The sequence below is a fragment of the Kribbella sp. VKM Ac-2568 genome, assembly GCF_004345365.1.
GTDB lineage: Bacteria > Actinomycetota > Actinomycetes > Propionibacteriales > Kribbellaceae > Kribbella > Kribbella orskensis.
Window position 1 is genome coordinate 261,304 of the sequence record NZ_SLVF01000003.1, and the last position, 26,529, is coordinate 287,832.

A 26,529-nucleotide genomic window follows, 5' to 3' on the forward strand; every position below is an offset into this window, starting at 1 on the left:
GCTTGCAGGTCGTGCTGCTGGTTTGATCAGGTCGAGTTCTGGTAATCGGCTACCACCTGGTCAATGGCATGCTGACCGGCAGCCGCAAGGACAGGGTTGGTCTTGCGATAGACGCGCACCGCCCCCAACCCGGCACTGAGCGCCCAGCCACGGCCTCGGCCCCAGGTCGCATCGTCAACTTCCGCAGCTGCACGGAACAACTCACGGCTCCGAGCAGTCAACAAGGTCCAGGCCGGAATCATGTCGGTCGCCGGATCGCCAAGACCTAGCAGGCCGAAGTCGATGACTGCTGCCAATCGACCGAGCACGGCGAGCAGGTTAGAGGGAAACAGATCGCCGTGGATCCATACCAGCGGGCGGTTCCAGACGGGAGCAGCAAGGGCCGACTCCCAGACCGCGACCGCCGCATCCCCATCGAGATTGCCTTCTTCGCTCAACTGTCGGATGGTGACGCGAACCACGTCGTCGTCACGGGAGTCGACCGGAGTTGCCCGCGGTGATACCGGCGCGGCAGCGGTGTCGATGCGCCGGAGTGCAGCGATGAACTCGCCAAGCCGGCTGGCCACGTCGCAGAGGTCCACGTCCGTCCGGGCGGCCAGATCTTCGCCAGCCAACCACCGATACACCGACCAGGGATAGGGGAACTCGCCTTCAGGGATGCCGGCGGCGAGCGGCACTGGGATGGACAACGGCAACTGTGGAGCGAGTCGCGGCAGCCACCGTTGCTCTCTGGCCACCGTGGCGGCGGCTCCGTCTCGGCGCGGCAGGCGTACAGCCATCGCATCGCCCAGCCGGTAGATCGCGTTGTCAGTACCAGCCGAGCTGACCTTCGCTATTGGCAGGTGCGCCCAGTCCGGAAACTGGCTAGTGATCAGCCCGCTTACCAGAGTCTGGCTGATATCGATCTCCTCGGGATTCATCTTGGGCGCCACGACATGAGCACCTTTCGTTCGAACTAGCGGGCTCGGTTCAAGGGGACGCTACTCAACACACACCACCCGAGCTGCCCTGCCTCCCTGGACCTGTTCCACGACAGACAGACCGAGCGTTCGGCCGGCAGGCCGCATGGGCCCTCGCCCAGCTGCCTGGACCGGCGCTCGGGTCATCGATGAACTGCCGCTGCGCATGTACGACGAGGGCGATCGCGGCGCGACCTGACATCCCACCTTGGCTTCGGGAAGTCCTGGTGGTGTGCGACTTCGTCACCCACCTGCAGATGGAAGGATTCCTGGGCTGGTGGGAGAACGCGGCATCGGACGACCTCCGGCTCGTCGCTGATGCCCTCCGGTCCATTGGGATGCCGAACGATGCTCGGCTGCTTGAGGAGGCAGCCACGGTGCTCGCCCCAAGTCAGCTCGATGCGGACAGGCCCTTCGAGATCGGATCCGTGTCCAGTTTCGCCGAGCGACACCCGCCGTGACTCCTCAGCACTACGAGCGGATTCACGACATAGAGAGCCGCAGCGGCCTCGCAGGCCGCGCACTGAGAGTCTCGTCCAGATGAAGCTGAAGACCTGGGCTGACACCGTCCGCCGAGTTGAGGCGGGAATGTCCCCAACGGCTTGGGCCTGTCCTTGCTGCAACGTCGAACTTCCGGCCCCTTGGTTTCTTCGGGGGATCAGGTTGCGGGCTCGGCTGACTGGGCCCGGGAGAGTCGGATCAGGCGGGCGCCGAGAACTGCGATCCAGAGGAACAGCACCGTCACGAATACCCGCTGCAGCAGTCCGTTCCACGAGCCTGCGACACCGGTGATGAACAGAACCAGCAACACGAGACCCAGGACCGCGGTGATGAGGGAGTAGGTACGCAGGTCGCGCCACGACTGGTCGCCGCGGAAGGCACGGGCGAACACCAGTGCTGCGGCCACAAGGGCGAGGAACACCACGAGACTGACCAGGTCGTGGGTGGCGTGGTGCCAAGACGCGTCGCCGGCGTCGACGCGGTCGGCGCACGTTTCTAGCTGGCTGCTGCAGTCGTTGCGGGCCAGGCCGGCGACGATGATGCCGACGCCGGCGACTGCAACGAGGATCGAGCCGACCGTCGCGGGCCTGCCGTTCAACGCGCCTGCAAGTCCGACCCCGAGCGCGACGATCCCGGCGCCGAGCAGCAGGAAACCCGTGATCATGATCCACGCGTTCTGGGCGTCTAAAGCCGCTAGCGCGCTGATGTCCTCCCGCCGGACGCTGTACTCGTCCTGCAGTACAGCCCCAACAATCCACGCGATGGTGAAAGCGATCGGGCCGATCACGGCAACCCGGCCCAACAACAGACGGGTATCCACACTCGTCATGCACCGAACGCTACGCGACTCTCATCCCCACGCCGGCTCTTCGGAGAAGTCACTTCCCGGACCAGCCGGCTTCTCAATCTGAGAACCGCCGACCTTCCCCCTGTCCAGCACCGTGGCTATCTAGCGAGCAGTATCTCTCGCGAGCCACGCCAGCATGCGGCCTTGGGACCAGCAGCGGCCGATGGCCTCGGCGTGCTGAGCCGATCCGTCGAGTACCGCCAGGCCGATCATGCTGTGGCCGGAGGCGCGGCGATCGCCGAGTGTCGGGATCGCGGGCGCGACTCCGACTCCTTCCGCTGACACCCACGCCACCGCCCGGCCGGCCGCCGCTTCGTCGAGGCGGTGCAGGAAGCGCAGGCGGCTCTCGAGGGGGAACTGCGACAGTGCCCAGGTCGTGGTGACCACAGGCAGGGCGTCTGCGGGCACATGCGCGAAGGCATCGGGCAGCACCTCGACGGCGTCACCTTGCAACAGCAGCGGAGGGTCCGTCGCTGCCAACGCCATCTCCGCTTCGAGCCTCGCGACCCGCTCCTGCTGATCCGGCCACAGGCAGGCGCGCAGCCATCGGGCGTCATCCGCGTCGGTCACGTCGACCGGATCGAGGTCGATGCCGACCCGGGCGACGACCTCGGGCATTGCCCTCGTCGGAATGGGCCGGTCTCCCACGATCGAAGACGACAGTTGCACGGGAGACGACGGGTCGCCCAGCGATTGTCCGTTGCTGTACGTGATGCCGACGCGATCGACATTGAGATTGAGCCCAGCCGAACAGCCCACGTCGATCATCCCGATCGCATTCGCGCCTACCCGGCGCGCCGCCTCGGCAATGGCCGGGTACAGCACTGCGCAGCGTCCGGTCTCGTTGGACCGCACCTTCCGGTGTACGGCGATGGCCACGACCGAGTCGGTCATTCGTTGCAGCGTGTCGATCGCCGCGCCCGCGGCAGCGTCGCCGTCCGCAGCGGCATAGGCCGCGGCAAGCGCCGGGGCGCGTCCGGCGAGGGCGAGGTCGTGCAGCGCGGCGAGGATCACCGTGGGGTGTCGCTTGCGGGCCGGCGCCGCCTCGATGGCGCGCAGCGCCTCGTCGGACTCACTCAGGGCGACAGCGACGCGCGCGTACAGCGGCGAGGTTTCGGCGGCGTCGACCTCACCGAAGTGCCGGTAGGCCTGAGCGAGCGTGCGGGCCCTACCCACGGGGTACGGAGCTTCCTTCAATCGGCTCTGGCATCCCGGCGATTCTAGCCATTGGAACGACCCTTTACTGGCACAGGAGCGCCGAGAAGATCCTCGACCGACTCGCCTGCTATTGCCACTCCCCCAACAAATAGCGCGCTCCAACCTGACAGGACACTAGGTGGCCTCAGGCAATCGGTCCAGCAACATGCTGCGCCACACGCCGCAGCGGCTCGACGTCGAACCCTACCCAGCAGCGGCCGGCGCATGTCAGGAGAAGTAACGCTGTCGCGCTAAGAAGCCGAGGTCGGCAGTTCGTGACCGCCCCTGACCACCTTCTGACGTGCAGGTTTGTCGTGTCTGCCGCCGCTATTGACCGCATAGCTGTAACAACGGAGCTTCCGGGACGGCGGACGGTCTAGATCATCGGACCCTTCGGTGCGAGCCAATGCGACCGCGGTACCGGTTCCTCGATCGCCTGACCGTGATCCTCACGGGTTCGGAAAGCGACGCCTGCTATCGACTCCTACGGCCAGCGGTTGGCCGAGGTTCCCGTAGCAGCCCATGTCCGGCAGTGGGCGCGCGAAGTCCGGCAGCCAGGACATCGAGAGCGGATCTAGTTCATCCAGGCTGTCCGGCAGCGTGACGCCGTGCTTCTGACCGGGACTGCCCTCGGACAGGCGTAGGTCGTCGTGATCCTCATCGGATGTCCCAACGGGCTGCCACGAGCGGAACTCCGGGTCCACGTCGATGCTCTCGTGCTCGTAGCCCGGCGGGTACTGCACCTTGCTCAGTTCGAACTGCGGGCTCCCGCGATATATGTCGAGCGAGTTGTAATCGTGCCCGGGGAACAAGCCGATCGGGGGTTCCGTATCGTTGGGGTCCGGGAACGCATTGATGTGGAACATCGGCGGGGTCCACGGCGGAAGGTGACCGGTGCGGAAGTAGCAGTTTCCGTCCGTCGGTCCTGGGAACAGCTCACTCGGAATGAACGCGACGGGCCTGTCGGTGAAACCCTCCGGGGTGACCGCGACGAACACGTTGTTGAAGGACCGCAGTCGCCCGATCGCGTGGTGGCCGTAGTGGTTGAATGCAGCGTTCGTAAGGCCCGTCCCCGCTGGCATGATGGCGCCTGCCGCCAGCGTGACGGCGGTGTTGTGGAACAGGTCGAGAGGGCCGTCGACGTTGTTGCTCTTGTAGAAGGCGCCCTGCCGCCAGACGTCCTGGTCTCCCTCATATCGGCGCCGAACGCCCGCCGTCGGTTGGCGCAGGTCAATGAGGTTGCGGTAGACCGAACACTGCCCACTGACGTGGTTTTGGTTGCCGTAGCTGATCGCCATCAGGCATTTGGTGATGACGTTCTGCCAGACTCGGGCGTCGACCGTCGGCGCGACCGCGTTCAGTGCAATCGCGTCGTCGTTGAGGTTGTGCACCCAGTTGTGGTGGAAGCGCATCCCTGCTCCGAACATGTACAGGTCATGGCCGTCCACGAACTCACAGTGGTGGACCTGCGTATCGGTATTGCTCCCCTGACCCGAAAGGATCACAGAACTGGTGTGCTTACCCAGCTCGTTGCGCACCCGCTGTCCGTTGTCCATGAAGCAGTACTCGTTCTTACGGTCGCCGCGGAACAGCCAGGTCGGCCAGCCGCCACGGACCTCACAATGACGGAACTCCGTGCGTGCGTTTCCATCGCCCAGACGAATGGCCCGGCTGGCGGCGAGGACCCGGACGTGGTCGAACACAACGTCGTTGGTATCCCTGAGGACGACAGTGTTCTCACCACCGAACCGGAGCATCACATCCGTGACCTTGATGAAGGCCGAGTCGGTGATCCGGAGGGCGGTGTCCTGGCCCGCCGACAGCGCTAGCCTGACCTCGCCGGGGTCCGTCTCACCGACATACTCGGCCAATCCTTCGATGCCGTTCGATGTGTGGGACAACCGAATGTGTACCCGGCGCGAGGTTTCGTCGAAGTAGATCCCGGGTCCCATGTACACCCAGGGACGCCGCTCCGGCCCGTCGCCGACTGGCTCGTCGCCGCCCTCCGGCTCCTCATCCGCTAACTGGTCCTCGCTGGTCTGGTCGTCCTGATCAGACTCGGCCAGGTCCTTACAAGGCACGACCTCCGGACCGGGCCGGGGGTCGGCAGCCGAGATCTTGGCGAAGGTCGTGTTTTGAGCGCGAAGATCCTCCAACCGTGAATAGGTGACGAGTCGGGTGTAGGGAACACGGTCGATGAACGCCCCGCGAGCCACCGACTCGGCGTGCTCATCGGCCATTGTCCGCGGATAGGAGACGTTCGAGATGAACTCGCCTGGGTGCTCCGGTACCGGGGACCATTGCTCGTTGCCAACCTCGCGGAACTCGGCAACCGAGCCGTCGATGGACGCCTGCTCACCCGGATGCGAGCGGATCACCAAGGGTCGCCACGGCAGACCCTTGTATCCGGAGACCTCGACATTCTCCACATATGTTCCGCCACGAAGATGAAGTCGCCCGCCACCCGCCCTGGGAAGTGCGGCGAGGCCACCGGCGACCGTCCGTTTCGGGAGCGCAAACGTGCCCGGGTTGTCGTCATTTCCGAACGGGCTGACATAAACCTTCGGACCGAACAGCAGATCCTCGATCCACGACGGCAGCGCCACAGCGCACCCCCTCACCGCACCGGAGTCGCCCGACGCACCGAGTGCGACGTGACTTCCCCTTCTCTCGATAGTGCGCGAGCATCCAGACCCAGGCAAGGGCGAGACCACGCAGTCCTCGCTCGCCCTCCGGTGCGTCTATTGGTGTATACCTCACCTCATCCTCGTCCAACCGCCTCTATGCCCGCGACGTTCCCAATCAATGAACAACCAACAGCTTGTTTGGCGCTTTCATCGTGGTGTTGGCGCTCTTCTTCGGCCACGCTCACGAGCACGGACGAGCCGGCGCAATCCGGGTCGTGGTCGGCCAGTATCTGGGATTTGCCGCCATCCTTGCTGCCTCGATCGTCGGTGCGTTGGGTGCCGGTCTGCTGCCCGAATCGGTCATCCCGTATCTGGGTCTTCTGCCGCTGTACCTCGGTCTGCGCGCGGGCTGGTCTGCATGGCGCGAGCGCGGTCACCACGACCAGGCCGAGGACAAAGCCAAGCCGACCGCGGCCCGAGCACCTGGCAGGTCGCCGCGGTGACGTTCGCCAACGGTGGCGACAACATCGGGGTCTACGTGCCGGTCTTCGCAGTGGCGGGCGTGGACGGCATGGCCGTGTACGTGGTGGTCTTCCTGATCGGCGTCGCAGTCTGGTGTGCCGCCGGTCGGTACTTCGCTACCCGCCCGGTGATCGCACGTGCGCTGTCTCGGTGGGGCTACATCGTGTTGCCGGCCGTGCTGATCGGCATCGGCCTACTCATCTTGATCGAAGGCCACGCGTTCGGCCTCTGACCATGTGATCAGTCATCGCGATCCACGGCCCACGAAGAAGCGCGCCACCAAATCCCAGTCGGCGGACATCGGAGGCTTTGGACCCATGCCATCATTTGGGAGGGCGGTCGAGTGTGAGCCTGACGCCGGTGGCGGCGCTGATGACAGCGCGGTCTCCGAGCGGCGCGGCCAGGGTGACGACCGCGGCTTTCCTCAGCAGGACGTCCGGGCAGCCAGTACCGGCCGGCACCGGACCGTGGCTCCCTCCGATGACCACCAGGTCCTCGAACTCGATGACGTGAGCTCGAAGGTCGGCCTCACAGGCCCCATGGTTGAGGGTGAAGGTAAGCGTGCGGTCGTCGATCCGGTTGAGGCTCGCGCCTTGGAGGAGGCCGGGCTCCAGCTCGGCGAGCCCGGGCGGTGGGACCGGCTCAACTCGAGGCTTGAGTACATCTTTGGAGACTGCGACGACGACGATCGGTCTCGACAAGCCTTTCGCAGTGAAGGACCAGGCGGGCACGGTCGCAGTACCGCTGCTCGTGACCACCTCGGCTGTTCCCAAGGAAGCGCGGGTGATCGTGAGCTTGCACGACGATGCCGGTATACCTCTGCAGTTGCTGCGAGTGGTTCCGATCTCTCCAGTCAGGGCAGGCTGGGCGTCGAGGACGCTGACTGGAAGGCTCGATCCGTCCGCGAAATCGATGCGGGAGGTCCCGCCTGATCCGAGTTGAACCCCCGGTGCGACGGAGACCTGACCGGCCGTCCACGCGAGCTTCTGCTCGGTGGTGTCGAATGCAAGGCCCGGTGTCCGCGATGAGTACAGGAAGATCCCTGAAGGCGGCTTCGGGATCCCCGCAGCCCGTACAGCTTCGGCCACGGCGCGCGCCCGGTCGAGAAATGCCGGAGTCGCAGGAGCCGACGGAATCATCGTCGGAACCGCCGCGCCGGGGCTTGCTGGTCCGGAGGCCCGGGGCGCGGTCGGCCCGGCGATAGGCGTTGTGTTACTCACTCCAGCGGTTGGCAGTGCCTCGGTCCCACACGCCGACAGGGCGAAACCGATGAGAACGACAACAGGACCCCAGTACGCACGAGACCGCGTGCCGCGGTTGATGGGCATCATGCTTGAGACACGCAAGTCCTGGCGAAATCGTTGCCTCGGCCGTCCTGGGCCGAGTATCCGCTCGCCCCGGGCGAGTCCGTCGACATCGAGGAAGAGCAACGGACGCGGCGCAGTACCTGGCACGACTGCACGATGGCGGCTCAACTCTCCCGCGTTCTTGGACGAACCTGGGCTAGGGCCAGGTGGTCATGAACTGGTCCGTTACCGCGACCTGCCAGACGTGGCCGTCTGGATCGGCGAAGGCACCATCGTACCCCCACGTCTGCTCGCCGGGCTGTCGGATGATCACGGCTCCTGCCGTTGCAGCACGTGTGATCAAGTCATCTACGTCCGCGCTTGTCGGCAGGCTGAGAGCGAGGATGCACTCGCTTTGACCGGCCGGCGCCTGGTCACGTCCGCTGAGTACCCAACCGAAGCCTCCCGTAGGGATCAGCATGACCCGAACGCTGTCGCCGAGAATGAGGCGCAGAGGCTCGGGTACGCCGTCGTCCGCGGGCTCCCCGGGTACGGCGAATCCGAGTCCGGAACGGTAGAACGCGTAGGACCTCTGGCGGTCTGCGATCGGCAGGGCAATCGTCACGGTTGTTTGTTCGTAGCTCATGTAGTCGGCACCAACTTCACATACTTCACCTCAGCCGTGGCCGTTCCGTATTGCATAGCCTGTCCCTTCTCGCACTGTTGTCGTTCGGCCTAACCGGACGGACGCACCGACCTCACCGGCCGCGGCGCGCTCGTGGCGCACGTCCACGCCTCGCTTTCCGCCCGCTACCCCTACGACGAACCAGAAAGCCGGATCCGGACAGCGCGCGCGAAACTCATCAGCCGTGTGGCCCTCTTGGCGTTACGGTGCGAGGTTAGCCCTTCGAGTCGTGGGCGGGAACGGCCAGTTTGGGTCGTCCCAGCGGGTGGGGCTGGGGATCGCCAAGAGTCGCAGGACGCGGCGCAGTACCGACGCGTGGTCGTCCCAGTCGGGAGCCTGCCAGGTACGGCGCAACAGATCCGGCTCGAGCTCGACACCCGGAACCTTCAGGCTGGCAAGTTCCTCCGCACTTCCCCAGTGGCAGGGCGACAGCTCGGTACGTGGGGGTTGCCCACGTACCGAGCTGAGGTTGTAGGTCGGATCGGTGTCTCAGAGGATGGTGAGGCCGATGGTGCCTGGGGCCAGGTTGCGGCTGTTGACGGTGTCGTTGCCGGCGCGCGTGTCCACGATCAGTTGGTCGGTGGATTCTGCGTGGGTGATCCGGACGTCCGGCTTCAGACCGTTGACGTTCACGGTGCCTCTGGACCCGGAGACGCGGATGAAGTCCCGGCCGGCTGTACCGTTGACGGTCACCGAATCGATCGCGCCGTCGCCACCGCCGGTCTGGCTGCCGAGATCGACGTCGACCTTGCGGACGTCGGTACCGCGCAGGTCGCCGATCGTGGTGGAGTCAGCGCCTCCCAGCGCCTTGAGCACGACCCGCTCGACGTCATCGGTGTCCATCACGATGTTGCCGAGGTCGCGGGTGAACCGCAGCCGCGCCCCGTTGGCAGTGGCGGCGAACTTCTCCGCACCATCGCTTCCGTTGAAGAGCATCTTGTCGGTACCGCGGCCGCCCTCGATCACGTCGCTGCCGTCGCCCGGATCCCAGGTGAACGCATCGTCTCCGTTGCCCAGCAATGCTGTGTCGGTACCACGGTTGCCGTCGACGCGGTCGTTGCCATTGCCGGTACGGAACAGCTCGTTGCCGCTGCCACCGGATACGACGTCATCGCCATCACCCGTGTCCACGACCGTGAACGGCTGGGTCAGCGTGCCGAAGTCGATCCGTACGTCGTCGTCGCCGCGCCGGCTGTTCACCAGCATCTGGCCGAAGTCGGCGAGCTTGACCGTTTCGTCTGCGTGGCCGTCGTTTCCGAAGTCGACCTCGAGCACGGTGGGATCGGCCGCAGGTACCCGGAGTGCGATGTTGTCGGCATGATTGGTGCCTGTGACAATCAACTGCCGGTTGTCGATCTGCACGGTCCCCCTCGGCGCGGTCGCGGCGGCTGGACCAGCCAGACTGAAGGCGATGCCGGTGGCGATGGCGGCCACTGCGGCCGAGCTGAGGCCCCGCCGAAGTCGAATTGCGTGATTCATGATGTGGTTCCTCCTTGTCGGTCACGGTTGCTGCCGGTTCCCCCGCGCACCGTGCTCGGTTGTCCTGTGCCCACCGACACGGCCCCGGCCCGCGATCGGTTCAACCGATCCCGAGAAATGTGCAACTGACCGCGCGCAGCAGAGGAACCCTTCAGCTTGTCCAGCAAAGCGGCTAAGTAGTGGACACAACTGTCACCGGTGAGCCGCCTGCCGTTGAGAAGTCAAACCGTGTCGGACTTCGCTTCTCGCTCTGCGAGGAACTCGTCAAGTAGTTCGAAGAGCACCTTGATGACTTGCTGCTCCTCGTCCGCGGGAAGCTCCCATCGTTGCCACCCGTCGGGCAACGCGATGTGGCGGACCTGACCCTGCCATCCGCGGTTACAGTCGCGGACTTGACGATGCGTGGCGAGGCCTCTGCTTATGGTGACGGCATGAGCATCGAGTCTGAAGTTCTTGAGGTCTCCGTCGGTTGGGATGCTGCGCTCGTGCGCAACGATGCCGAGGCGGTTGGCGCAGTCATGGACGATGGGTGGGTTTACGTCGGATCTACAGGCGCTACGCCGAAGGCCGACATCGTTGGCTGGATTGCGTCCGGGCAGTTGGCTCACCACACGATGGAGACCGTTGGAGACGCACGAGTCGTTTCGTACGGCGACTCCGTCATCGTCACCGCGCGGAAGCAGAGCTCCGGCACCTGGGACGGGGTTGCCTACACGGCGGACGAGTGGATCAGCGAGGTGTACGTGCGGAGTGACGGCCGTTGGCTCTGCGTGCTCAGCCACAAGTGTCCGGTAGAGGTGTAGCGCCTGCTGTGGAAGGGCGAGCTCGACAGCAGGCCGCGGCTGAGATCAGGAGTTTGTGAGTATGACGAGTTGCTGGGTTGCTCGGGTCATTGCGACATAGCGGTCGACAGCTCCTTCGATGCCCTGGCCGAACGTCTCTGGGTCGATGAGGACGACCAGGTCGAACTCGAGCCCCTTCGACAGCTCCGGGGTGAGCGACCGGACACGCGCAGTTGCCTCCAACCTGGCATCCTCAAGGCCATTCGCGCTGATGACGCAGGCGATCCCGTCGGCATGCTCGGCAAGCCAGGCGTCGAGGATCGAGCTCAGATCCGAGGTAGATCCGTGGACGACCGGTACGTCGCTGCTGCGGATGGAGGTCGGCACGTTGGCGTCTGGGAGCACGGCCCGGATGACAGGCTCGGCTTCCGCCATGACCTCCGCCGGCGTCCGGTAGTTCATGCTCAGGGACGCCAGGTTGATCCGGTCGAGCCCGATCCGCTCGAGCCGCTCCTGCCAGGACTCCGTGAACCCGTGCCTGGCTTGGGCGCGATCCCCGACGATGGTGAAGCTTCGAGACGGGCAGCGGAGCAGCAACATCTGCCACTCCGCGTCGGTCAGTTCCTGCGCCTCGTCCACGACGATGTGCGCAAACGGGCCGGCCAGCAGGTCTGGGTCCGCGGTGGGCAGTGCGGTCTCGTCGACCAGGGCTTCCTGCAGATCCTGCCCGCGCAGCATCGGCACCCAGCCTTCGTTGTCGTCATCGGCCTGCAGAATGTTGTCGATGACATCGGCCATGCGTTCGCGTTCGGCTGCGGCGGCGGCCTTCTGCCGACGCTTCCGGCGGGAGGCCTCCGGGTCGCCGAGTCGCTGCCGCGCCGCGTCCAGGAGCGGCAGGTCGGACACCGTCCACGCCTGGGGGTCCGCGCGCTGCAGCTTCTTGATCTCCTCAGCGCTGAGCCAGGGAGCGCACATGCGCAGGTAGGCGGGCACCGACCAGAGATCGCCGACGAGATCGGTCGGTTCGATCAGCGGCCAAGCCTTGCCGAAGGCATCGACCAGTTCCTCGTTCTGCTCAAGGGATCTGCGCACCAGGTCGACCGAGACGTCGTCGTCTTCGTACTCCTCCTCGTGCTTGTCCAGCAGGATCGTGAGCAGCTCCTCCCAGACCTGGTCGCGAGCCTCGTTGTGCGGAGTAGTGGAGTCTGCTGATCCGAACGCCTCGGCCCAATCAGCAGGGCTGAGCCAGATGTCGGACCAATGGGTCTCGACCGTCATCCCCTTGGTGGGCGCCTCTTCGTACAGCCTGACGGCCGGTTCGATCGCCTTCACCATGTCCGCGGACGACTTGAGCAGGGCCACACTCGGGTCGAGCTCGTCCGGCGCCGAGACACCCTCGGGGAGAAAGTCCCGCAGGGTGCAGGTCAGCACGCCCTCCTCTCCGAGGCTGGGGAGAACGTCGGCGACGTAGGCCAAGTAGGGCTGGTGCGGACCGACGAACAGTACGCCGCCCCGGCGGTGACCCAGGCGCGGATCGGAGTACAGGAGGTAGGCGGTGCGGTGCAGGGCGACGACGGTCTTCCCCGTACCCGGACCGCCGTCGACGACGAGAGCGCCGCGCGAACCAGCGCGGATGATGGCGTCCTGATCCGCCTGGATGGTGCCGAGCACGTCCCGCATCTGGGGCGACCGGCTGCTTCCCAGGCTGGCGATGAAGGCGGACTGGTCGTCGAGCGCCGCGTGGTGCCCTTCGAACCCGTCCGAGGTGAACACCTCGTCCCAGTAGTCGCTGATCCGGCCGCGGGTCCAGCGATACCTGCGGCGGCTTGCCAGCCCCATCGGGTTGGCGTGGGTCGCTCCGAAGAACGGCTCGGCCGCGGGAGAGCGCCAGTCGATCAGCAGGCGACGACCCGTACTGTCCGTGAGGCCGAGCCGTCCGACGTACACGGGCTCGGGGTTGTCCGCGCTGACGATGTGTCCGAGGCACAGGTCCAAACCGAAGCGACGCAGGGCGCGCAAGCGAGCGGTCAGCCGGTGGATCTCCAGGTCTCGATCCAACGCCTCCTGGCCGCTGCCGCCAGGCGCCTTGCGGGCCGTATCGAGACGGTCGGACAGGTCGGCGATCGACTGCTCGAGGCTCTCCGCGATCGCGGCGAAGTGCTGCTCGTCCCCGGCGATCAGCGCCGGGTCGGCCTTGGGGGCGAGGTGGTCGGGAAGGTCGAACGTGCTGGTGGTCTGGGGGTTCACTTCAGCAGCTCCGATCGAGCAGCAGCTTCGCTGCCACCGTTGTGCCGTCGGTTCGGATCGTGCCGGCCACGGCGGTCGCCCGTACGCCGGTCTCGGAGGCCAGGGCCGTCTTGAGGGCGACCGACAGGGACTCGAAGGTCGGAGTCGGACCGTCGTGTGCAACGCCGATGCCCAGGTCAGCCACGCGGCCGGCCCAGTACGGCTGGTCCGTCGCCTGGGGTACCACCACCTGAGGTACGCCGGCCCGGGTGGCGGTTGTCGTAGTACCCGCGCCGCCGTGGTGTACGACGGCGGCCACTCGGCGGAACAGCGCCTGCTGGTTGACCTCGTCGACGGCGAAGCAGTCGTCCTGATCGTCGATCAGGGCCAGGTCTGCCCAGCCGCGCTTGACGAGTGCACGGCGTCCCTGAGCGCGGATCGCCCCGATGGCCACCTCGGCGGCGTCCGTCGAGGCATGCATGGGCATGCTGCCGAAGCCGACGTACACCGGTGGTTCGCCAGCGTCCAGGAACGCCACCAGCTCGTCCGACAGCGGGCGTTCGTCCGGCAGGATCCACGCGCCGGTCTGTACGACGTCGAGGTCCGCCGGCTCCTGCCACGGGTCCAGGATCGGGTCCGTCGCCAGCCACGGCTGGTCGCCGATGACGTAGTCGCGAACGTTGTCCACCGGCGGCAGGCCGATCGACGCCCGGTTGGTGTCGAGCGCCTCACCGAACAGCACATTGTTGCTCTGGGCATCCAGTTCCCACAGCACCCGGTTGTCGGTCACGTCCGGCGGGAACGGCCGGCCCCGATACGCCAGCGGCGCGTGGTACGGCGATGGCAGGGTGAGCTGCTGGAAGGTCACGTACACGGAGCGGATGCCGAGTTTCTCGGCCACCGACAGCGCGCCGGCCGCGGCCGGCATCATGCCGGTCGCCACCAATGCATCGCATCCCTCGGCCGCCGCGGCGACCGCGACGAACTGGTCGGCGATCAACTCGGCCGCGCGCTGCGGCATGGATGACGGCGGCGGCGCCGCTCTGGTCAGCGCTCGCGCCGACTGACCGACCGGCACCATCGGCACACCGACCCCGGCCAGCAACTCCGCGAAGTCCGGCGGCGCGCACACCCGCACCTCCGCGCCGCGCGCCCGCAACTGCACCGCGAGAGCCACCACCGGTTCGACGTCCCCGCGTGACCCGTACGTCGACAACAACATCCGCATTTTTCGCGATCCCCGTTTCGTCGATTCTGGCTTCGGTCGACGATTCTGCGGCACGAACAGGGCCTTGCGGCAAGTCCCCCCGTGCGCTATAAGTTAGAAGTGGCAAGGAGTGGATACTCTCCTTGCCTTTCTCTTTGCCTTCCCCTGGTCAGGTGCAGATGGCCTTGTCCAGGAACGCGTTGACGGCGTCGTCGGAGTTGCCGCTGAAGTTAGGCGTGAGTGCGACCGTGGCCTGGCGGTGGCCGTCTCGGCCTTCGTGCTGACAGCAGCTGCGATGTCGTAGTCATTTCGCTCCGCCCTCCTCATAACTGGTCGGTTCGAGCATGATCACCGGGATGTCGCGATGGGACGCGCGGCTGCGGTAGTGCGCCCAGCCCGGATAGATGTCGAGGCCGCGCTGGAAGTAGCGCTCCCGCTCGGCACCGGCCAGCTCGCGTGCCGTCATCGCGACGCTCCGGCTGCCGACTCGTACGGCGGCGTGTCCGTAAGCGCGCAGGTTGTAGTACCAGGCCGGGTTGTGCCGCTGCGCGGAACACGACGTGGTCGACGCGATGCAGCCATCGCGCACAGATCCAGGCCCCCACGCGGGTTGCGACCACCCGCCGGACAACCCGCCGCAGCAAACCAGCATCGCGATAGCTGTCCACCATCACGGCCTCGATTCGATGATGCGGAACTTGCCGGCGGCGTCGCGACCCTCCTCGATTCGCGGTACCAACCGCACGTCAAGCTGCATGCCCTCGACGCCGAGCGCGGCGAGCTTTGCACCTAGCCGCTCAGTGATGGCAGCGACGGCGGGCTCGGGCGCGGCATCCGCGCGCAGCGTCGCCGAGACGGTCAACTTCGTTCCCTCGTGGAGGATCCGGTACTGCGCGAGGTCGGCGACCGTGGCCATGGCGCTCCGCAGCGCGAGCGGGTGGACGGCAACTTTGCCGCCACCGGCGGTAGGGAGATGGAGGATGTCATCGCTGCGCCCGTCGAGTGCACTCAGTACGGCGAAGGGCCGGCCGCATGGGCAGGGTTCCTCCGCCGCTGTCGCGAGATCGGTGACGACGTACCGGATCAGCGGAAGCGTGCGATTGACGAGGTTGGTGACGAGCAGTCGGTGGCCGCGCTGTCCGGCCGGCACCGGGCGATTGTTGCCGTCGACAACCTCGACGATCGCCAGATCCTCGAACAGGTGCACACCCGTGTGCTGGGAGCAGTGCGCGCCGAGCATCGGCACCTCCGTCGTGCCGTAGATCTGGTACCACGGCACGTCCCACACGGCTCGGACCGCGCGGACCGTCTCGTCGGTGTGGGTCTCACCCGAGGAGACGATCGTCGTCGGATCGATCCGCAGGCGACCGGCGGCACGTTCCGTCGCCAGCAACCCGAGCACAGACGGGTAGCTGTAGAGGAACTCGGGCTGAAACGCGTTGAGTCGCTGGACCAGCACTTCGATCGGCGCCGTCGCGTCGAGCCGGAGTACGCGGTGGACACCGAAGTCGAGACTGCGAGACATCCGATACGTCACGTGCACCGAACTCGCCGCAGCAACCGTGGCCACCCGCCTTCGCGGGAGGTGGGGGCGCAACCCCATGTACTCGTTGGATCGCAACAGGCCGGCCAGGAACGTCCGCCACTCGTCGGGATCGGCGACGAAGATGCCCCTCCGGCCAGTGCTGCCGGCGGTCGCAACCACCCGGTACTGCCCGAGGTACAGGTCGTCTGTCGCCAGCCCGGCCAGGTGTGCCTCGAGGTCGGTCAGCCGCAAGCGTTGGTCGGTGACGATGTCATCGAAGTGATCCATCAGCGTTGCCTTGTCGATGACCGGCAACTGATCCAGCGAAACCTCGTCGTCGAGGCCGGCGTACAGCTTGCGATAGAACGGCGACTGCTCCTTGGCATGACGTATGAGCTCGGCAAGCCGGGTGCGCTGGTGTTCCTGCAATTGCTCGCGGCTCCAGCCGTCGCGGCTGAGCAGCTCGCGGGAGCGGGGGAAGGCGACGGCCACGTCGGCCAACTGCCTCAAGGTGCTCATCGCGATAGACCCTTCATGATGAATGCGGCCAGGTCGGCGAACCGTTCGTCGGACACCCCGTCGGGATGCGCGAGCCGCTCGAGTGTCAGCCCGTTGGCGAGCGCGGCGGCGGCCATGGCGACCTCGTCGGTACTCAGCACGAGACGCTCCCCCGTACGCGCGAGCATCTCGTCGAGCATCCCGGCGATGGCCTGCTTCAGCGAGTCGTGGCGCTCGGCGAACTGCTTGCGGAGCTCCGGGTCGCGGGCTGCGTGCGCCCAGAACTCGATGACCAGCGGCGACCAGCCGCTGTCGTTGCCGCTGACCGTCGCGAACTGCCGGGCGAGTTGTTCGGCATGCTCGGCCGCGGTCGTCGCCGAGGCAACCACAGCCTCCATCCCGCGGATCCGCTCGGCCAGGTGAGCGTCGAGCACGGCGAGGAAGAGGTCGGCCTTGCCACGGAACGCCGAGTACAGAGCACCGGTGGAGAAGCCCGCCTCCGCGGCGACATCGGCGACGCTCGCAGCGTGATACCCGCGCTCCAGGAACACCCGCCGGGCCGCGTCGACAAGGTCAGCGCGCGTCCGAGCCTTGCTCTCCGCCCGAGTCAGCCGTGCTTTCATATAGTGACGTTATTCAGAGAACGTCGTTATGTCAACGCTCCGTCTGGACGCACTTCAGCACGGGGGATGGAAGTCCTCGGGCCAGGTGGTTCTGTTGCAGGTCAGGGCGGCCAGCTTGGTGTGGGTCAGGTCGGCGTCGGCCAGGTCGGTGTTGGTCAGGTTTGCGCCGGTGAGGTCTGCCCGGGTCAGTTGCGCGCCTATCAGATATGCCCCGGTGAGATTCACTTCGCGCAGGTTGGCGCCGGTCAGGTCCGTGGCGAACAGTTGCGCGCCTTCCAGCGCCGCGAACTCCAGGGTGGCGTTGGTCAGCTTCGCTTTCGCCAGGTTCGCGGAGGTCAAGGTCGTCAGGAACAGGTTCGCGCCGGTCAGGTTCGCGTTGGCCAGATTCGTGTCGGTCAGATCCGCGCGGTACAGGTCCACGCGAGACAGGTCCGCGTCGGTCAGGTCCGCGCTACGCAGTACGACCGATCTGAGGTCGAAGCCGGAGAAGTCGACGCCCTGGAGCAGCACCGTCGGCAACTCGGTGCCGTTCTGGTCGGTACCGCGCGGTCGTGGCTGTTCGACCAGAACCTTCAACGCGGCAAGGACATCGTCGGGCGGAGTCTGAACGGATTGGAGCCCTTGTGGGTGTGGTGCCTGAGCTGCTTGTTCGCGGACGAATCCGCTGAGGACTTCGGAGATGGCGCGCTGATCACCTGGCGATTCCCGCATCAGACGGGCGAACGAATGCACCGCCCCCAGGCGTACCGCGATCGTGTCCGCCCCTAGCTGTTCGACGGAGCGCGAGAGTCGCTCAGATGTCTGCGCGACCTGGGTTTGACGTTCCTGCTCAGTTGACTGCCGGACCGCCTGGCCGAAGAAGACCAGACCACCGAACAACGCGAGAAGCAGCACGACAGCACCGGCGACGGCCGCGCGAACGGGCCACGGGCTCTGAGACGCGCCTGCGGATGGCGAGCGCTGGCCTGCGGTTCGAGATCCGCTACGGCGGGCCACGGCGGCTCCGATGAAGCAAGCGCCGGCAGCGACATACCGGCGCTGGTGTAGGACCCTTCCATCGTCTCAACGATGTCAATCAGGACCGCGCTTTTCGGTAGGCTCAGCGGGCGAAGCGGCTGTCGTGCGGGTGGGAGATCCGTAGTGGGTGAGTGGGGTGAGGTAGGGCTCGGCGTACTGCGGGCCGCGGCTGCGGAGGCTCCTCGGGAGGCTGGGGTTTACCTGTTTCTCGGTGAGCGCGGCGAGGTTCTCTACGTGGGGAAGGCCGGGGAGCTGAGGCAGCGGCTTCGGCAGCATGCGGGGGTGAGGGTGCCTGGGTCGGGGCTGGATGAGCGGTACGACCTTGTCCGGCGAGTGGTGTGGGAGGTCGCTGTCGACGAGGCGGCTGCGGTCTGGCGGGAGGCGGAGTTGATCTTCGCGCTTCGGCCGCCCTTCAACGCCAACACCGGGCTCCGTGGGGCCGCCGCGGTCGGGATGGACCCGCGGGCGCCGTACGTCGTGGTGCGTGAGCTGGCGCCGGGGACGCTCGGCTTCAGCTTGGAGCCTGCTGTTCCTTCGATCGGGAAGGCGTATGGGTGCTTTCCTCATCTGGGCAAGGGCGTCGCGTCCCGGCTCGGGATCGCTTGCAGTGATGGGTACACCGCGCTTTTGCGACTTCTCTGGGCGGCCGCAGGCGAGGGCAGCCATACGCCCGCTTCGATCACGAAGTCTGCACCCGAGTCATTCACGGTGGCGGTTTCGGCGGAGGTGCGGGATGGGCTGCACCGGTTCCTCTCGGGAACGAGGGCTCGGCTGGCTGAGGAGCTACTCGAGGCTGCGGGCCGTCGGCCGGCGTTCATGCAGCCCGCGCTACGGCGTGACAAGGAGGCCGCGCTTCAGTTCTTCGCCGGCGGGCCGCAGCTCGTGCGAGCACGTCGACTGCGTCACGGCGTACGGGCCCGAGTCCTCGACGTCGAGACCTACCGGAGTCTTGTGCGGCACGAGATCAGCCCGGTGATCAATGGATGACTCTCACTTCGGTCGCCTTGATGGTGAAGTACGCCGAATCCGCCTCCGGGAAATGTTGGAAGGCCCACTGTCCTGACATCACTGACTCCAGGACCCATTTGGTGCCCTCGAGCGGCTTGTCTGGTTCGGCGATCTTCCGGTCTTGAAGGACCAGCGTCGTACTGCCTCTGGTGATCGTGAGGAGGTCGCCCTCGAGCTTCCAGGTCGGCTTGTCCAGCAGCAGCCGTTTGAGCCACTCTTCCTGGGCAGCCCTGGCGGGGTCGCAGCCGATCTCGGTGCCGCCGAAACCGTTCATGACGCCCGCTGAAAGCCTCGACGTCGCATCTCAGCAGCGTATTCGAGATCGAGCCTGGATACTGGGCCGATGCAGATCAGTCGACGGATGATCGTGTTGGACGCCGCGGATCTCGAGGCGGAGAGTGCGTTCTGGGCCGGGCTCCTGGGTGGGACGGTGATGGCGAGCGACCGGTGGCACAACATCTGGGTCGATGGGGAGTGGCAGCTCGGCGTACAGCTTGCGCCTGACCACGTGCAGCCCGAGTGGCCCGACGGAACCCCGCAGCAGATCCACTTCGACCTCTACATCGACGACCTCGACGCGGCCCATGACGAAGTGATCGGGTTGGGCGGCAGGCTGTTGAAGGCTGCCGAAGATCGCAGCGCGGTGTCAGGCGCACAGGTGTACGCCGACCCGGCCGGCCACCCTTTCTGCCTGTGCTGGCTCCCGCCGCAGCCGGGCGATCGATTGAGTGGCCATGCCGGATGAGATTGGGCATCGCGGTGGGAGGCGGTTGACCGCTATCGTCCGGGCGTGGTGAATGTCCTGGCTGGGGTGCGTCCGGGGAGTGTGGCCGGCGCGGAAGCGGTCGCATACGAGGTTGCGCTGGAAGGCGCCAGTCAGCTGATCGGCTTCTATGCCGGGTTGATCGCGGGCCAGGAAGCCGCCGCTGAGCCGGACACGGAAGCGATGGCAGGCTGGCGAGCGGAGCAGCGAGCGTGGGCTGTACGGCGACGGGAGTTGACGCCGCACGATGCCCGGGAGATCGCCGCCATCCACATCGCGGGCGAGGATCTGCTCGCGGATCCGTCTGACCAGGATAACGAGCAAGAAGGGCCCAGTACTGCGCATCGCGCGGCAGCTGCCCTGGCCGCCAACACACTGCGAATGCAGGTGCTCGAGGAGACCGAGAGCGAGCGGATCTTCCGGGACCGGATCGCCCCAGTCGAGCTGACCGGGACGTCGCAGATCCAGCCGGTGGTCGTGATCGTCGCTGGTCAACCCGGAGACGGCAAGGCGGCGATCACCGCGCTCGTGCAGGACGTGCTGAACAACCGCGGCCGGTCGGTGACGATCAGCCCGGACCGCTACGAGCCGCACCATCCCAGCTTCCACGCGCTGATGGCCGAAGAACCACGGCTGGTCGGCGGCGCCGACGAGGACGCCATGAGGTGGACGACGAGGGCGGCGGCGTACGCCCGCTCGCAGCGCTTCGACGTCGTGCTGGAGTCGGTACTGCGAGATCCGGAGGCCTTCGCGGAGCAGGGTCGGCAATTCAAGGCGGCCGGATACCAGGTCGAGGTGGCACTGGTCGCGGTGCATGAGGCGGCCAGCCGGTTCGGAGTACTGGATCGCCACCTCCGCGCGCTGGAGGTGTTCGGTTATGGCCGGCTCGCGGAGACCGAGGTGCATGATGCTTGCTATCAAGGGGTACTGCGCGGGGCCGAGGTGGTCGATCGCGACGAGTTCGCCGACCGAGTCGCCGTACTCCGTCCCGACGGGCGGCTGGTCTACCGCAACCAGCGAATCGCCGGCGGCGGATGGCAGCAGCCGCCAAGTACGGCCGAGGCGATCAACTGGGAGCGGGGCCGTCCGTGGACGGTCGCCGAGTCACGGCTCTTCCTCGACGCGGTGCTGGAGTTCCAGCAGATCGGTCTCTCCGCGCCCATCCCGTGGATCCGGAGCGAGGCGATCGAAGGAGCGAGAACGGCCAACACGCTGGCAGCACCGCGGCTCCATCCGGACGCCGTCACGCTCCACATCGCGACAGCCGGAGTGTCCAGACCGGACGCCTGAGCAGAGGTGATCGCCAAGCAGAGCAGACGTCCGGCCCGACACTCGGGAAAACAGCAGGATCGCTAGACGTCGTTCTCGTTGCCCTTCCTGCGCTCGCGACCTCTGAAGTCTCCGATGACCCGCCCCTTAGGGTCGACGACCTTGTCGCCCTTCATACCGCCGCCGGACCCAGCCGCACGCTTGGCCTTGCGACCCGACATCCAGCCACCGTTCTCGGGGTCCTGCTTGACCTCTGACTTCTTCCTGAATGCCATGAGCCTTCATCTCCTCCGGGTGTCCTGAAACGAAGTCCCCGTGGTCCTGCAAACGCCATACCGGATGCTATTGGCGAAGAGGCTCATCCACCATCCGCCGAGATGAGTGGAGACGGCCGGCGTGGTTCGCAGGAGCAGGCCGTGTTCCGCGATCTGGGAGTTACGGGTCGCCGCTTTGCGGTGCGAGTGAATTACGAGACTTGTCAGGGTCGATGCTCTGGGCAACTAATTGGCTGTTCGACGATGGGTAGCTGGCGGACAGCGGTGGGTAGTAGTTGGGCCTAACCCTTATCGGGTGGGGTTTTCGCTGGCATGCTGGCGCCGACACGGGGCACAGGTAGAACAAAGGTCGCTGGCGGGGGACGCGCAGCGGCACGACCCTTGGGGGGTTTCTACATGGCCAAGCATCGGGCGGTCCATGCCGCGAGTCGATGGTTGCCTGGCGTTGCCATGGCCGCGGTGGCGGTGGTGGTCGGCATGCTGATGCTGCGGCCCGATGACCAGAGCCCTCCACAGAGCGGGGAAACTCCAGCTCCAGGTGTGGCCACAGCTCCGGGTGTGACCGCGACATCACCTGCTGGATCGTGTACTGCGCTGCGGGCGGTTGCCGCCACCTCGTTCCGGCCGATGCTCGACAGCGTCGCCTCGAAGTTGCTGCAGGGGCCGGACTGCGTGCGCCTCGCCACGACGTACTCCGACGGCCGGGCCGCAGCAGCTGCCGTGGCGAAAGCTCAAGCCCACGTGTGGATCCCGGACGACCCTTCCTGGTCGTCTGCCGCTGCTGAGGTCAAGCTGGCGAAGGACACCGCTGGCGCGGGTACCGTGCTCGCGACCAGCCCGCTGTACATGGTGAGCGACGCAGCCACCGGTGCGCGGTTGCGACGGGCCGGTGGTTCGTGGATGGCGCTTGCGAACCTGGTGGACGCCCGGACGGTGCGGCTCGTCGTACGGGATCCTGCTGGGTCAGGTGACGGCCTTGTCGGTACTGGGGCCGTGGCGGAGGCTGTCTGGGAGGCCCAGGACATGGACGCGTCTGCGCTGTGGCTGTCCCGGGCACGTGGCAGCACTCGCACTGTGACAGCTTCCAGCGAAGTACTGCGGACCAAGGCCGGCGAGGTCGGTCTAGTACCCGAGTACGCGTTGGCGGGAGCGCCTGTGCCGGGCCGGAGCGCCCTGCCGGGACGTGACTTCGCAGCCATGCTCCGCTACACCTGGCAGCCCACCGCAACAGGACTTGCGGACCCCAAGAGTGTGGCTGGCCTGAAGCGCCTGCAGGCGGCGCTCAGCGGAGACGACGCCGCAGAGGCCCGTGCCATGGCGCATCTACGCGACGCCAACGGTACTGCGACGCCGAACGCCGGCCTGCTCACGACGAACCTCGCGAAGGCTCTGCCTGTCCTGGGTGGTCACCACGTCGATCACGTCTTCGCCACGTGGTACGCGCAGGACCGGCGTACCGATGCGCTCATCGTGGTCGATGTGTCCGGCTCGATGGCGAAACCCGCACCCGGCTCGACCACTCCCCTGATCGGGTTGGTGCGCGAGGGTGTGCGATCGCTGGGTGGCATGCTGCCCGACGATGCGCGGCTGGGCCTGTGGGAATTCGGCGTGAGACTCCAGGGCACCAGCGATCATCGCGAACTACTCCGTGAGGCGATGCTGAGCCCCGGTCAGCGGCGGGCACTGACCACCGCGCTGAACACCATGAACGCGAGACCCACGGGGACCGGCCTCCACGACACGATCCTGGCCGCGTACACCAGCGCGCGCGACCGCTACCGGCCCGGAGTACCGAACCAGGTGATGGTCTTCACCGACGGCCGCAACCAGGACGATCCCGGCGGAGCCTCCGCAGGCCAGCTGTCCACGAGACTCCAAGCGGCACAAGACCCCAAGCGCCCGGTCCAACTCAGCGTGGTGGCCTTCGGCGACCGCCAAGCAGCCGAAGTAGTCGGCAAAGCCATCGAACCCATCGGCGGCTACGTAGACCTCCTGACCACCCCCGACCAGGTCGCCGCAGTCTTCATCCACGTAGCCGCCGGCGGCCTCCACCACTAACCGTCAGGCACGCGAGGCGGGGCGAATCAGCGGTGAGAGTTCTGGCGGATGGGGATGGTGACTTGGAGGGTGGTGCCGGTGGGGGTGGGGAGGATGGTGATGGTGCCGCCGTGGCGTTCTGTGATTATGCGTTGGGCTATGTCGAGGCCTAGGCCGGTGCCTTTGCCGACGTCCTTGGTGGTGTAGAAGGCTTCGAAGGCTCGGGCTGCTACCTCGGGGGACATGCCGGGACCGGTATCGGTGATCAGGACGATGACGTCGGTGCCTTCGGCGCGGGTGGCGATGTGGATCTTGCCGACACCGTCCATGGCGTCGACGGCGTTGTCGATCAGGTTGGTCCAGACCTGGTTGAGCTCACCTGCGTACGCCTCGATCCGTGGGAGTTCGCCATAATCGCGGACCACTTCGACGCCGTCGCGGAGTTTGTGGCCGAGCATCACCAGGGTGCTCTCCAGCCCGGCCTCCACATCCGTGGGCTGGAGTGAGCCGCGGTCCATCTGCGAGTACGACCGAACGGCCGCGACCAGGTCGGAGATGCGCCGGGTCGAGACCTTCACCTCGGACAGCAAGGTCGCTGTGGCAATGGTGCTCGCCACCCATTCCAGCCCAGGCTCGAGGTTGTCCACATCGAGCACGGCCGCAGCGCGTTCACACCAGGCGAGGTCGACGCCGGCAGCTGCCAGCGGTTGCGCGATCATCCAGTCCCGCTCCACCCCGTGGCGCGCGAGCCAGATCGCGATCGCGTTCTCCTGGTCGGCGATGTCGAGTGGATCGAGTCCGACGGCCTGGGGCTTGATCTCCCGGCGCAGCTTGTCGAGTGCGGCCAACTGCGTCGCCGAGATCTCTCCCTGCGCCAGCCGGTCGAGCGAGGTGATCAGCGTCTGGCAGGCGCCCTCGAGCGAGTCTGCCGCACGCGCCGCGGCAGCTGCTGGGTTGTTGATCTCGTGCGCGAGCCCGGCCGCGAGAGTTCCGAGTGTGACCAGGGACTGGCGCTGCCGAACGGTCGCCTCGATGGACCGTGCTGTGCCATACACACCTTGGATGAGATGTCCTCCGAGCGGGAACCACGAGTCAGTCAGCTCACGCAACACCTGTGCCGGCACCCGCAGTACTCGCCCTTCGAAGACCCCACGACCAGTCGCGAGGTAGACACCGCGCTCATCCCAGGCTCTGAACCCACCTGCCCAGCGACCCGGCACGTCCATCCGCCCGACGACCGAGTCCTCACGGCCGACGTGCCGCACGAGGTCGAGAGCGCCGTCGACCAGCACCCACCAGTATTCCGCGTGCTCACCCTCGCGGAACAGCTCGACGCCCGGTTCGATCGGTACTTCGGTGCCGCCCTCGATCAGCTGCCCGAGCTGTAGGTCGTCCAGCCCGTGGAAAAGGCCGAGTCCACGGAGATCGTCGACGCGCATGATCACACCATCGCCAGGTAGCGGTGCACGAGGTACACCGACATCGCGCCCTCGCCCACGGCGGAGGCGACCCGTTTCATCGAATCGAGCCGTACGTCGCCGGCCGCGAAAACCCCAGGCACACTGGACTCCAGGGCGAAAGGTGCCCTGGGCAACCGCCAGGCATCCCGCAGCAACAGATCCTGGCCCGTCACCACGAACCCCTTGTCGTCCCGCATCACGTCAGGGCCCAGCCAGTCGGTCCGGGGCGACGCGCCCACGAAGACGAACAGCCAACTCGTCTCCACCTCCTCGACCCGGCCAGAATCCCGGTCGGTCAGCGTGAGCGCCTCCAGGTGACCCTCGCCACGACACCCCACCACCTCGCTGCGGCATCGCACCTGGATGTTCGGCATGGAGGCGATCTTGTCGATCAGGTAGCGCGACATCGTGTCCTCGAGCGTCGAGCCACGGACCAGCAGTACGACGCGCTTCGCATAGCGCGCGAGGTTGAGCGCCGCCTGCCCGGCCGAGTTGGCGCCACCGACGAGGTAGACGTCATCCCCCTCGCACTGGCCGGCATCACTCGCACTCACGCCGTAGTACACGCCGCGACCGGTGAGCTCCTCGAGCCCCGGCGCGACCAGCCGCCGATAGGAGACACCGGTCGCCACGATGAGCGCGCGAGCCTCGATCTCCCCAGTGCCCTCGAAGAGCACGGCATGCACCGGCCCTCGGTTCTCGAAGCCGACCACCGGGCGGGCGAGCACCATCTCCGCGCCGAACCGGGAGACCTGGGCGACGGCCCGTTGGGTGAGATCGGAGCCGGTCAGCCCGCGTGGGAACCCGAGGTAGTTCTCGATCGACGCACTCTGCCCGGCCTGTCCCCCGGGCGCCTCACGCTCCACGATGACGGTGCTCAGCCCTTCGGACGCCGCGTACACGGCAGCCGCCAGCCCCGCCGGACCACCGCCGACGATGCACACGTCGTACAAGGGCTGCTCGGCCCTGGTCCGCAGACCGAGTGCGCCCGCGAGATCGAGCGTCGTCGGCGACCGGAGCGTGTCCCCCTCGGGCAGCAGCACCAGAGGCAGATCACCCGCCGCCGCCTCGGCGAGGCCGGTCAACCGCTGCGCCTCGGGATCACGCTCGACGTCGTACCAGTGGTACGGCACGTAATTGCGGGCCAGGAACGTCTTGACCTCGTGGCTGCGGTCGGACCAGCGGTTGCCGACCACCCGTACGTCGGACGTGTGGTCCGGGTTCGCCTGCCGCCAGTCGTCGAGCAGGTCGTCGATGACCGGGAAGAGCCGGTCCTCGGGCGGATCCCAGGGCTTGAGCAGGTAGTAGTCGAGGCCGATGTCGTTGATCGCCTTGATCGCGACGTCGGTGTCGGCGTACGCGGTGAGTAGCAGGTACTTCGCACCGGGTGCGTGGGTCTGCGCCTGCTCCAGCATCTCGATGCCGGTCATCTCCGGCATCCGCTGGTCTGCAGCGATGAGCGCGACCGGCTGGTTACGCAGGGCGAGTTTGGTCAGCACAGCCAGTGCCTGCGCACCGGAGTTCGCCCGCACGATGAGGTAGTCGTCCCCGTAACGGTTGCGCAGGTCCCGCGAGATCGCGGCAGACACCATGGGATCGTCGTCGACGGTCAGGATGGTGGGTTTGCTCATCTAGCCAGCCTTCGGGCCCGCCTCTTCGCCGCCCCCACAGGAAGCTCGAGGAATCCAGTGAACCAGCCTGGCCAGCGTAACCGCGGCTCCGGCGGCTCGGATAGG

General features: G+C 66.6%; 25 protein-coding genes. 8 read left to right on the forward strand and 17 right to left on the reverse strand.

All coding sequences use genetic code 11. The annotated features are described in order from the left end of the window. Positions 1 to 26: 26 nt before the first annotated feature. Positions 27 to 932 (reverse strand): aminoglycoside phosphotransferase family protein, encoded by a 906-nt coding sequence (locus EV648_RS08715; protein WP_199234502.1) that lies wholly within the window; start codon positions 930 to 932, stop codon positions 27 to 29. A gap of 257 nt (positions 933 to 1,189) precedes the next feature. Here EV648_RS08715 and EV648_RS08720 point away from each other — a divergent pair, with 257 nt between their 5' ends. Next, positions 1,190 to 1,420, forward strand: coding sequence for a hypothetical protein (locus EV648_RS08720; RefSeq protein WP_132287425.1), 231 nt, complete (start codon positions 1,190 to 1,192; stop codon positions 1,418 to 1,420). A gap of 197 nt (positions 1,421 to 1,617) precedes the next feature. Here the strand turns inward: EV648_RS08720 and EV648_RS08725 are convergent, their stop codons facing one another. The 3 genes from EV648_RS08725 to EV648_RS08735 form a co-directional block, all read right to left on the reverse strand. Next, on the reverse strand, positions 1,618 to 2,289 hold the full coding sequence (locus EV648_RS08725) for a DUF998 domain-containing protein (RefSeq protein ID WP_132287428.1): 672 nt from the start codon (positions 2,287 to 2,289) through the stop codon (positions 1,618 to 1,620). 120 nt (positions 2,290 to 2,409) lie between these two features. Next, entirely contained in the window at positions 2,410 to 3,483 is a 1,074-nt protein-coding gene (locus EV648_RS08730; protein WP_132287431.1) for a DUF2332 domain-containing protein, read from the reverse strand. Between the two features lie 470 nt (positions 3,484 to 3,953). Then, entirely contained in the window at positions 3,954 to 6,110 is a 2,157-nt protein-coding gene (locus EV648_RS08735) for a hypothetical protein (RefSeq protein ID WP_132287434.1), read from the reverse strand. 215 nt (positions 6,111 to 6,325) lie between these two features. On the opposite strand from EV648_RS08735, the gene EV648_RS44705 reads away from it, so the two are divergent. Next, positions 6,326 to 6,634, forward strand: coding sequence for a cadmium resistance transporter (locus EV648_RS44705; protein ID WP_255512796.1), 309 nt, complete (start codon positions 6,326 to 6,328; stop codon positions 6,632 to 6,634). Continuing rightward, positions 6,631 to 6,885 carry a cadmium resistance transporter gene (locus EV648_RS44710; protein ID WP_255512797.1) on the forward strand — a complete coding sequence of 85 codons (255 nt, stop codon included), beginning with the start codon at positions 6,631 to 6,633 and terminating at the stop codon, positions 6,883 to 6,885. The genes EV648_RS44705 and EV648_RS44710 overlap by 4 nt, the downstream gene beginning before the upstream one ends. A gap of 91 nt (positions 6,886 to 6,976) precedes the next feature. Here EV648_RS44710 and EV648_RS08745 read toward each other — a convergent pair whose 3' ends face one another. The 3 genes from EV648_RS08745 to EV648_RS08755 all read right to left on the reverse strand — a co-directional run bounded on the left by EV648_RS08745 (position 6,977) and on the right by EV648_RS08755 (position 10,103). Then, positions 6,977 to 7,411 carry a hypothetical protein gene (locus EV648_RS08745; protein ID WP_132287437.1) on the reverse strand — a complete coding sequence of 145 codons (435 nt, stop codon included), beginning with the start codon at positions 7,409 to 7,411 and terminating at the stop codon, positions 6,977 to 6,979. A gap of 745 nt (positions 7,412 to 8,156) precedes the next feature. Beyond that, positions 8,157 to 8,585 (reverse strand): VOC family protein, encoded by a 429-nt coding sequence (locus EV648_RS08750; RefSeq protein ID WP_199234503.1) that lies wholly within the window; start codon positions 8,583 to 8,585, stop codon positions 8,157 to 8,159. A 528-nt stretch (positions 8,586 to 9,113) separates the two neighbouring features. Continuing rightward, positions 9,114 to 10,103 carry a calcium-binding protein gene (locus EV648_RS08755; protein ID WP_132287440.1) on the reverse strand — a complete coding sequence of 330 codons (990 nt, stop codon included), beginning with the start codon at positions 10,101 to 10,103 and terminating at the stop codon, positions 9,114 to 9,116. Between the two features lie 431 nt (positions 10,104 to 10,534). Here EV648_RS08755 and EV648_RS08760 point away from each other — a divergent pair, with 431 nt between their 5' ends. Continuing rightward, on the forward strand, positions 10,535 to 10,906 hold the full coding sequence (locus tag EV648_RS08760) for a nuclear transport factor 2 family protein (RefSeq protein ID WP_158293945.1): 372 nt from the start codon (positions 10,535 to 10,537) through the stop codon (positions 10,904 to 10,906). Between the two features lie 45 nt (positions 10,907 to 10,951). Here EV648_RS08760 and helR read toward each other — a convergent pair whose 3' ends face one another. The 6 genes from helR to EV648_RS08790 all read right to left on the reverse strand — a co-directional run bounded on the left by helR (position 10,952) and on the right by EV648_RS08790 (position 17,858). Continuing rightward, on the reverse strand, positions 10,952 to 13,132 hold the full coding sequence (helR, locus tag EV648_RS08765) for an RNA polymerase recycling motor ATPase HelR (protein ID WP_132287446.1): 2,181 nt from the start codon (positions 13,130 to 13,132) through the stop codon (positions 10,952 to 10,954). Position 13,133: 1 nt separating this feature from the next. Then, the gene (locus EV648_RS08770; protein ID WP_132287449.1) at positions 13,134 to 14,339 is read right to left on the reverse strand and encodes a glycosyltransferase; all 1,206 of its coding nucleotides are present in this window, start codon (positions 14,337 to 14,339) and stop codon (positions 13,134 to 13,136) included. A gap of 283 nt (positions 14,340 to 14,622) precedes the next feature. After that, positions 14,623 to 14,907 (reverse strand): nitroreductase family deazaflavin-dependent oxidoreductase, encoded by a 285-nt coding sequence (locus EV648_RS08775; protein ID WP_158293946.1) that lies wholly within the window; start codon positions 14,905 to 14,907, stop codon positions 14,623 to 14,625. 81 nt (positions 14,908 to 14,988) lie between these two features. Further along, the gene (locus EV648_RS08780; RefSeq protein WP_132287455.1) at positions 14,989 to 16,362 is read right to left on the reverse strand and encodes a phenylacetate--CoA ligase family protein; all 1,374 of its coding nucleotides are present in this window, start codon (positions 16,360 to 16,362) and stop codon (positions 14,989 to 14,991) included. Further along, positions 16,359 to 16,964 (reverse strand): TetR/AcrR family transcriptional regulator, encoded by a 606-nt coding sequence (locus tag EV648_RS08785; RefSeq protein WP_132287458.1) that lies wholly within the window; start codon positions 16,962 to 16,964, stop codon positions 16,359 to 16,361. Before EV648_RS08785 ends, EV648_RS08780 begins: the two co-directional genes overlap by 4 nt. A 54-nt stretch (positions 16,965 to 17,018) precedes the next feature. Beyond that, positions 17,019 to 17,858 (reverse strand): pentapeptide repeat-containing protein, encoded by an 840-nt coding sequence (locus EV648_RS08790; protein WP_132287461.1) that lies wholly within the window; start codon positions 17,856 to 17,858, stop codon positions 17,019 to 17,021. Positions 17,859 to 18,104: 246 nt separating this feature from the next. On the opposite strand from EV648_RS08790, the gene EV648_RS08795 reads away from it, so the two are divergent. Next, on the forward strand, positions 18,105 to 18,968 hold the full coding sequence (locus EV648_RS08795; protein WP_158293947.1) for a nucleotide excision repair endonuclease: 864 nt from the start codon (positions 18,105 to 18,107) through the stop codon (positions 18,966 to 18,968). On the opposite strand, the gene EV648_RS08800 is transcribed toward EV648_RS08795, so the two are convergent. Continuing rightward, complete coding sequence (locus EV648_RS08800; RefSeq protein ID WP_132287467.1) at positions 18,958 to 19,263, reverse strand: hypothetical protein; 306 nt, start codon at positions 19,261 to 19,263, stop codon at positions 18,958 to 18,960. The genes EV648_RS08795 and EV648_RS08800 overlap by 11 nt on opposite strands. Before the next feature lie 69 nt (positions 19,264 to 19,332). On the opposite strand from EV648_RS08800, the gene EV648_RS08805 reads away from it, so the two are divergent. Together EV648_RS08805 and EV648_RS08810 are read left to right on the forward strand one after the other, a co-directional pair. Next, entirely contained in the window at positions 19,333 to 19,734 is a 402-nt protein-coding gene (locus EV648_RS08805) for a VOC family protein (RefSeq protein ID WP_132287470.1), read from the forward strand. Between the two features lie 45 nt (positions 19,735 to 19,779). After that, positions 19,780 to 21,042 carry a zeta toxin family protein gene (locus tag EV648_RS08810; protein WP_132287473.1) on the forward strand — a complete coding sequence of 421 codons (1,263 nt, stop codon included), beginning with the start codon at positions 19,780 to 19,782 and terminating at the stop codon, positions 21,040 to 21,042. 62 nt (positions 21,043 to 21,104) lie between these two features. Here the strand turns inward: EV648_RS08810 and EV648_RS08815 are convergent, their stop codons facing one another. After that, on the reverse strand, positions 21,105 to 21,296 hold the full coding sequence (locus tag EV648_RS08815; RefSeq protein ID WP_132287476.1) for a hypothetical protein: 192 nt from the start codon (positions 21,294 to 21,296) through the stop codon (positions 21,105 to 21,107). Positions 21,297 to 21,692: 396 nt separating this feature from the next. On the opposite strand from EV648_RS08815, the gene EV648_RS08820 reads away from it, so the two are divergent. Further along, positions 21,693 to 23,354 (forward strand): VWA domain-containing protein, encoded by a 1,662-nt coding sequence (locus tag EV648_RS08820; protein ID WP_158293948.1) that lies wholly within the window; start codon positions 21,693 to 21,695, stop codon positions 23,352 to 23,354. Between the two features lie 26 nt (positions 23,355 to 23,380). On the opposite strand, the gene EV648_RS08825 is transcribed toward EV648_RS08820, so the two are convergent. Further along, entirely contained in the window at positions 23,381 to 24,772 is a 1,392-nt protein-coding gene (locus EV648_RS08825; protein WP_132287482.1) for a sensor histidine kinase, read from the reverse strand. A 2-nt stretch (positions 24,773 to 24,774) separates the two neighbouring features. After that, on the reverse strand, positions 24,775 to 26,424 hold the full coding sequence (locus EV648_RS08830; protein ID WP_132287485.1) for an FAD-dependent oxidoreductase: 1,650 nt from the start codon (positions 26,422 to 26,424) through the stop codon (positions 24,775 to 24,777). Positions 26,425 to 26,529 lie beyond the last annotated feature (105 nt).

Coding starts and splice junctions, on each gene's coding strand:
- EV648_RS08725 (WP_132287428.1), bottom strand. CDS start 2,289: ATGACGAGTGTGGATACCCGTCTGTTGTTGGGCCGGGTTGCCGTGATC.
- EV648_RS08750 (WP_199234503.1), bottom strand. CDS start 8,585: ATGAGCTACGAACAAACAACCGTGACGATTGCCCTGCCGATCGCAGAC.
- EV648_RS08755 (WP_132287440.1), bottom strand. CDS start 10,103: ATGAATCACGCAATTCGACTTCGGCGGGGCCTCAGCTCGGCCGCAGTG.
- EV648_RS08760 (WP_158293945.1), top strand. CDS start 10,535: ATGAGCATCGAGTCTGAAGTTCTTGAGGTCTCCGTCGGTTGGGATGCT.
- EV648_RS08770 (WP_132287449.1), bottom strand. CDS start 14,339: ATGCGGATGTTGTTGTCGACGTACGGGTCACGCGGGGACGTCGAACCG.
- EV648_RS08780 (WP_132287455.1), bottom strand. CDS start 16,362: ATGAGCACCTTGAGGCAGTTGGCCGACGTGGCCGTCGCCTTCCCCCGC.
- EV648_RS08785 (WP_132287458.1), bottom strand. CDS start 16,964: ATGAAAGCACGGCTGACTCGGGCGGAGAGCAAGGCTCGGACGCGCGCT.
- EV648_RS08800 (WP_132287467.1), bottom strand. CDS start 19,263: ATGAACGGTTTCGGCGGCACCGAGATCGGCTGCGACCCCGCCAGGGCT.
- EV648_RS08805 (WP_132287470.1), top strand. CDS start 19,333: ATGCAGATCAGTCGACGGATGATCGTGTTGGACGCCGCGGATCTCGAG.
- EV648_RS08815 (WP_132287476.1), bottom strand. CDS start 21,296: ATGGCATTCAGGAAGAAGTCAGAGGTCAAGCAGGACCCCGAGAACGGT.
- EV648_RS08820 (WP_158293948.1), top strand. CDS start 21,693: ATGGCCAAGCATCGGGCGGTCCATGCCGCGAGTCGATGGTTGCCTGGC.
- EV648_RS08825 (WP_132287482.1), bottom strand. CDS start 24,772: ATGCGCGTCGACGATCTCCGTGGACTCGGCCTTTTCCACGGGCTGGAC.
- EV648_RS08830 (WP_132287485.1), bottom strand. CDS start 26,424: ATGAGCAAACCCACCATCCTGACCGTCGACGACGATCCCATGGTGTCT.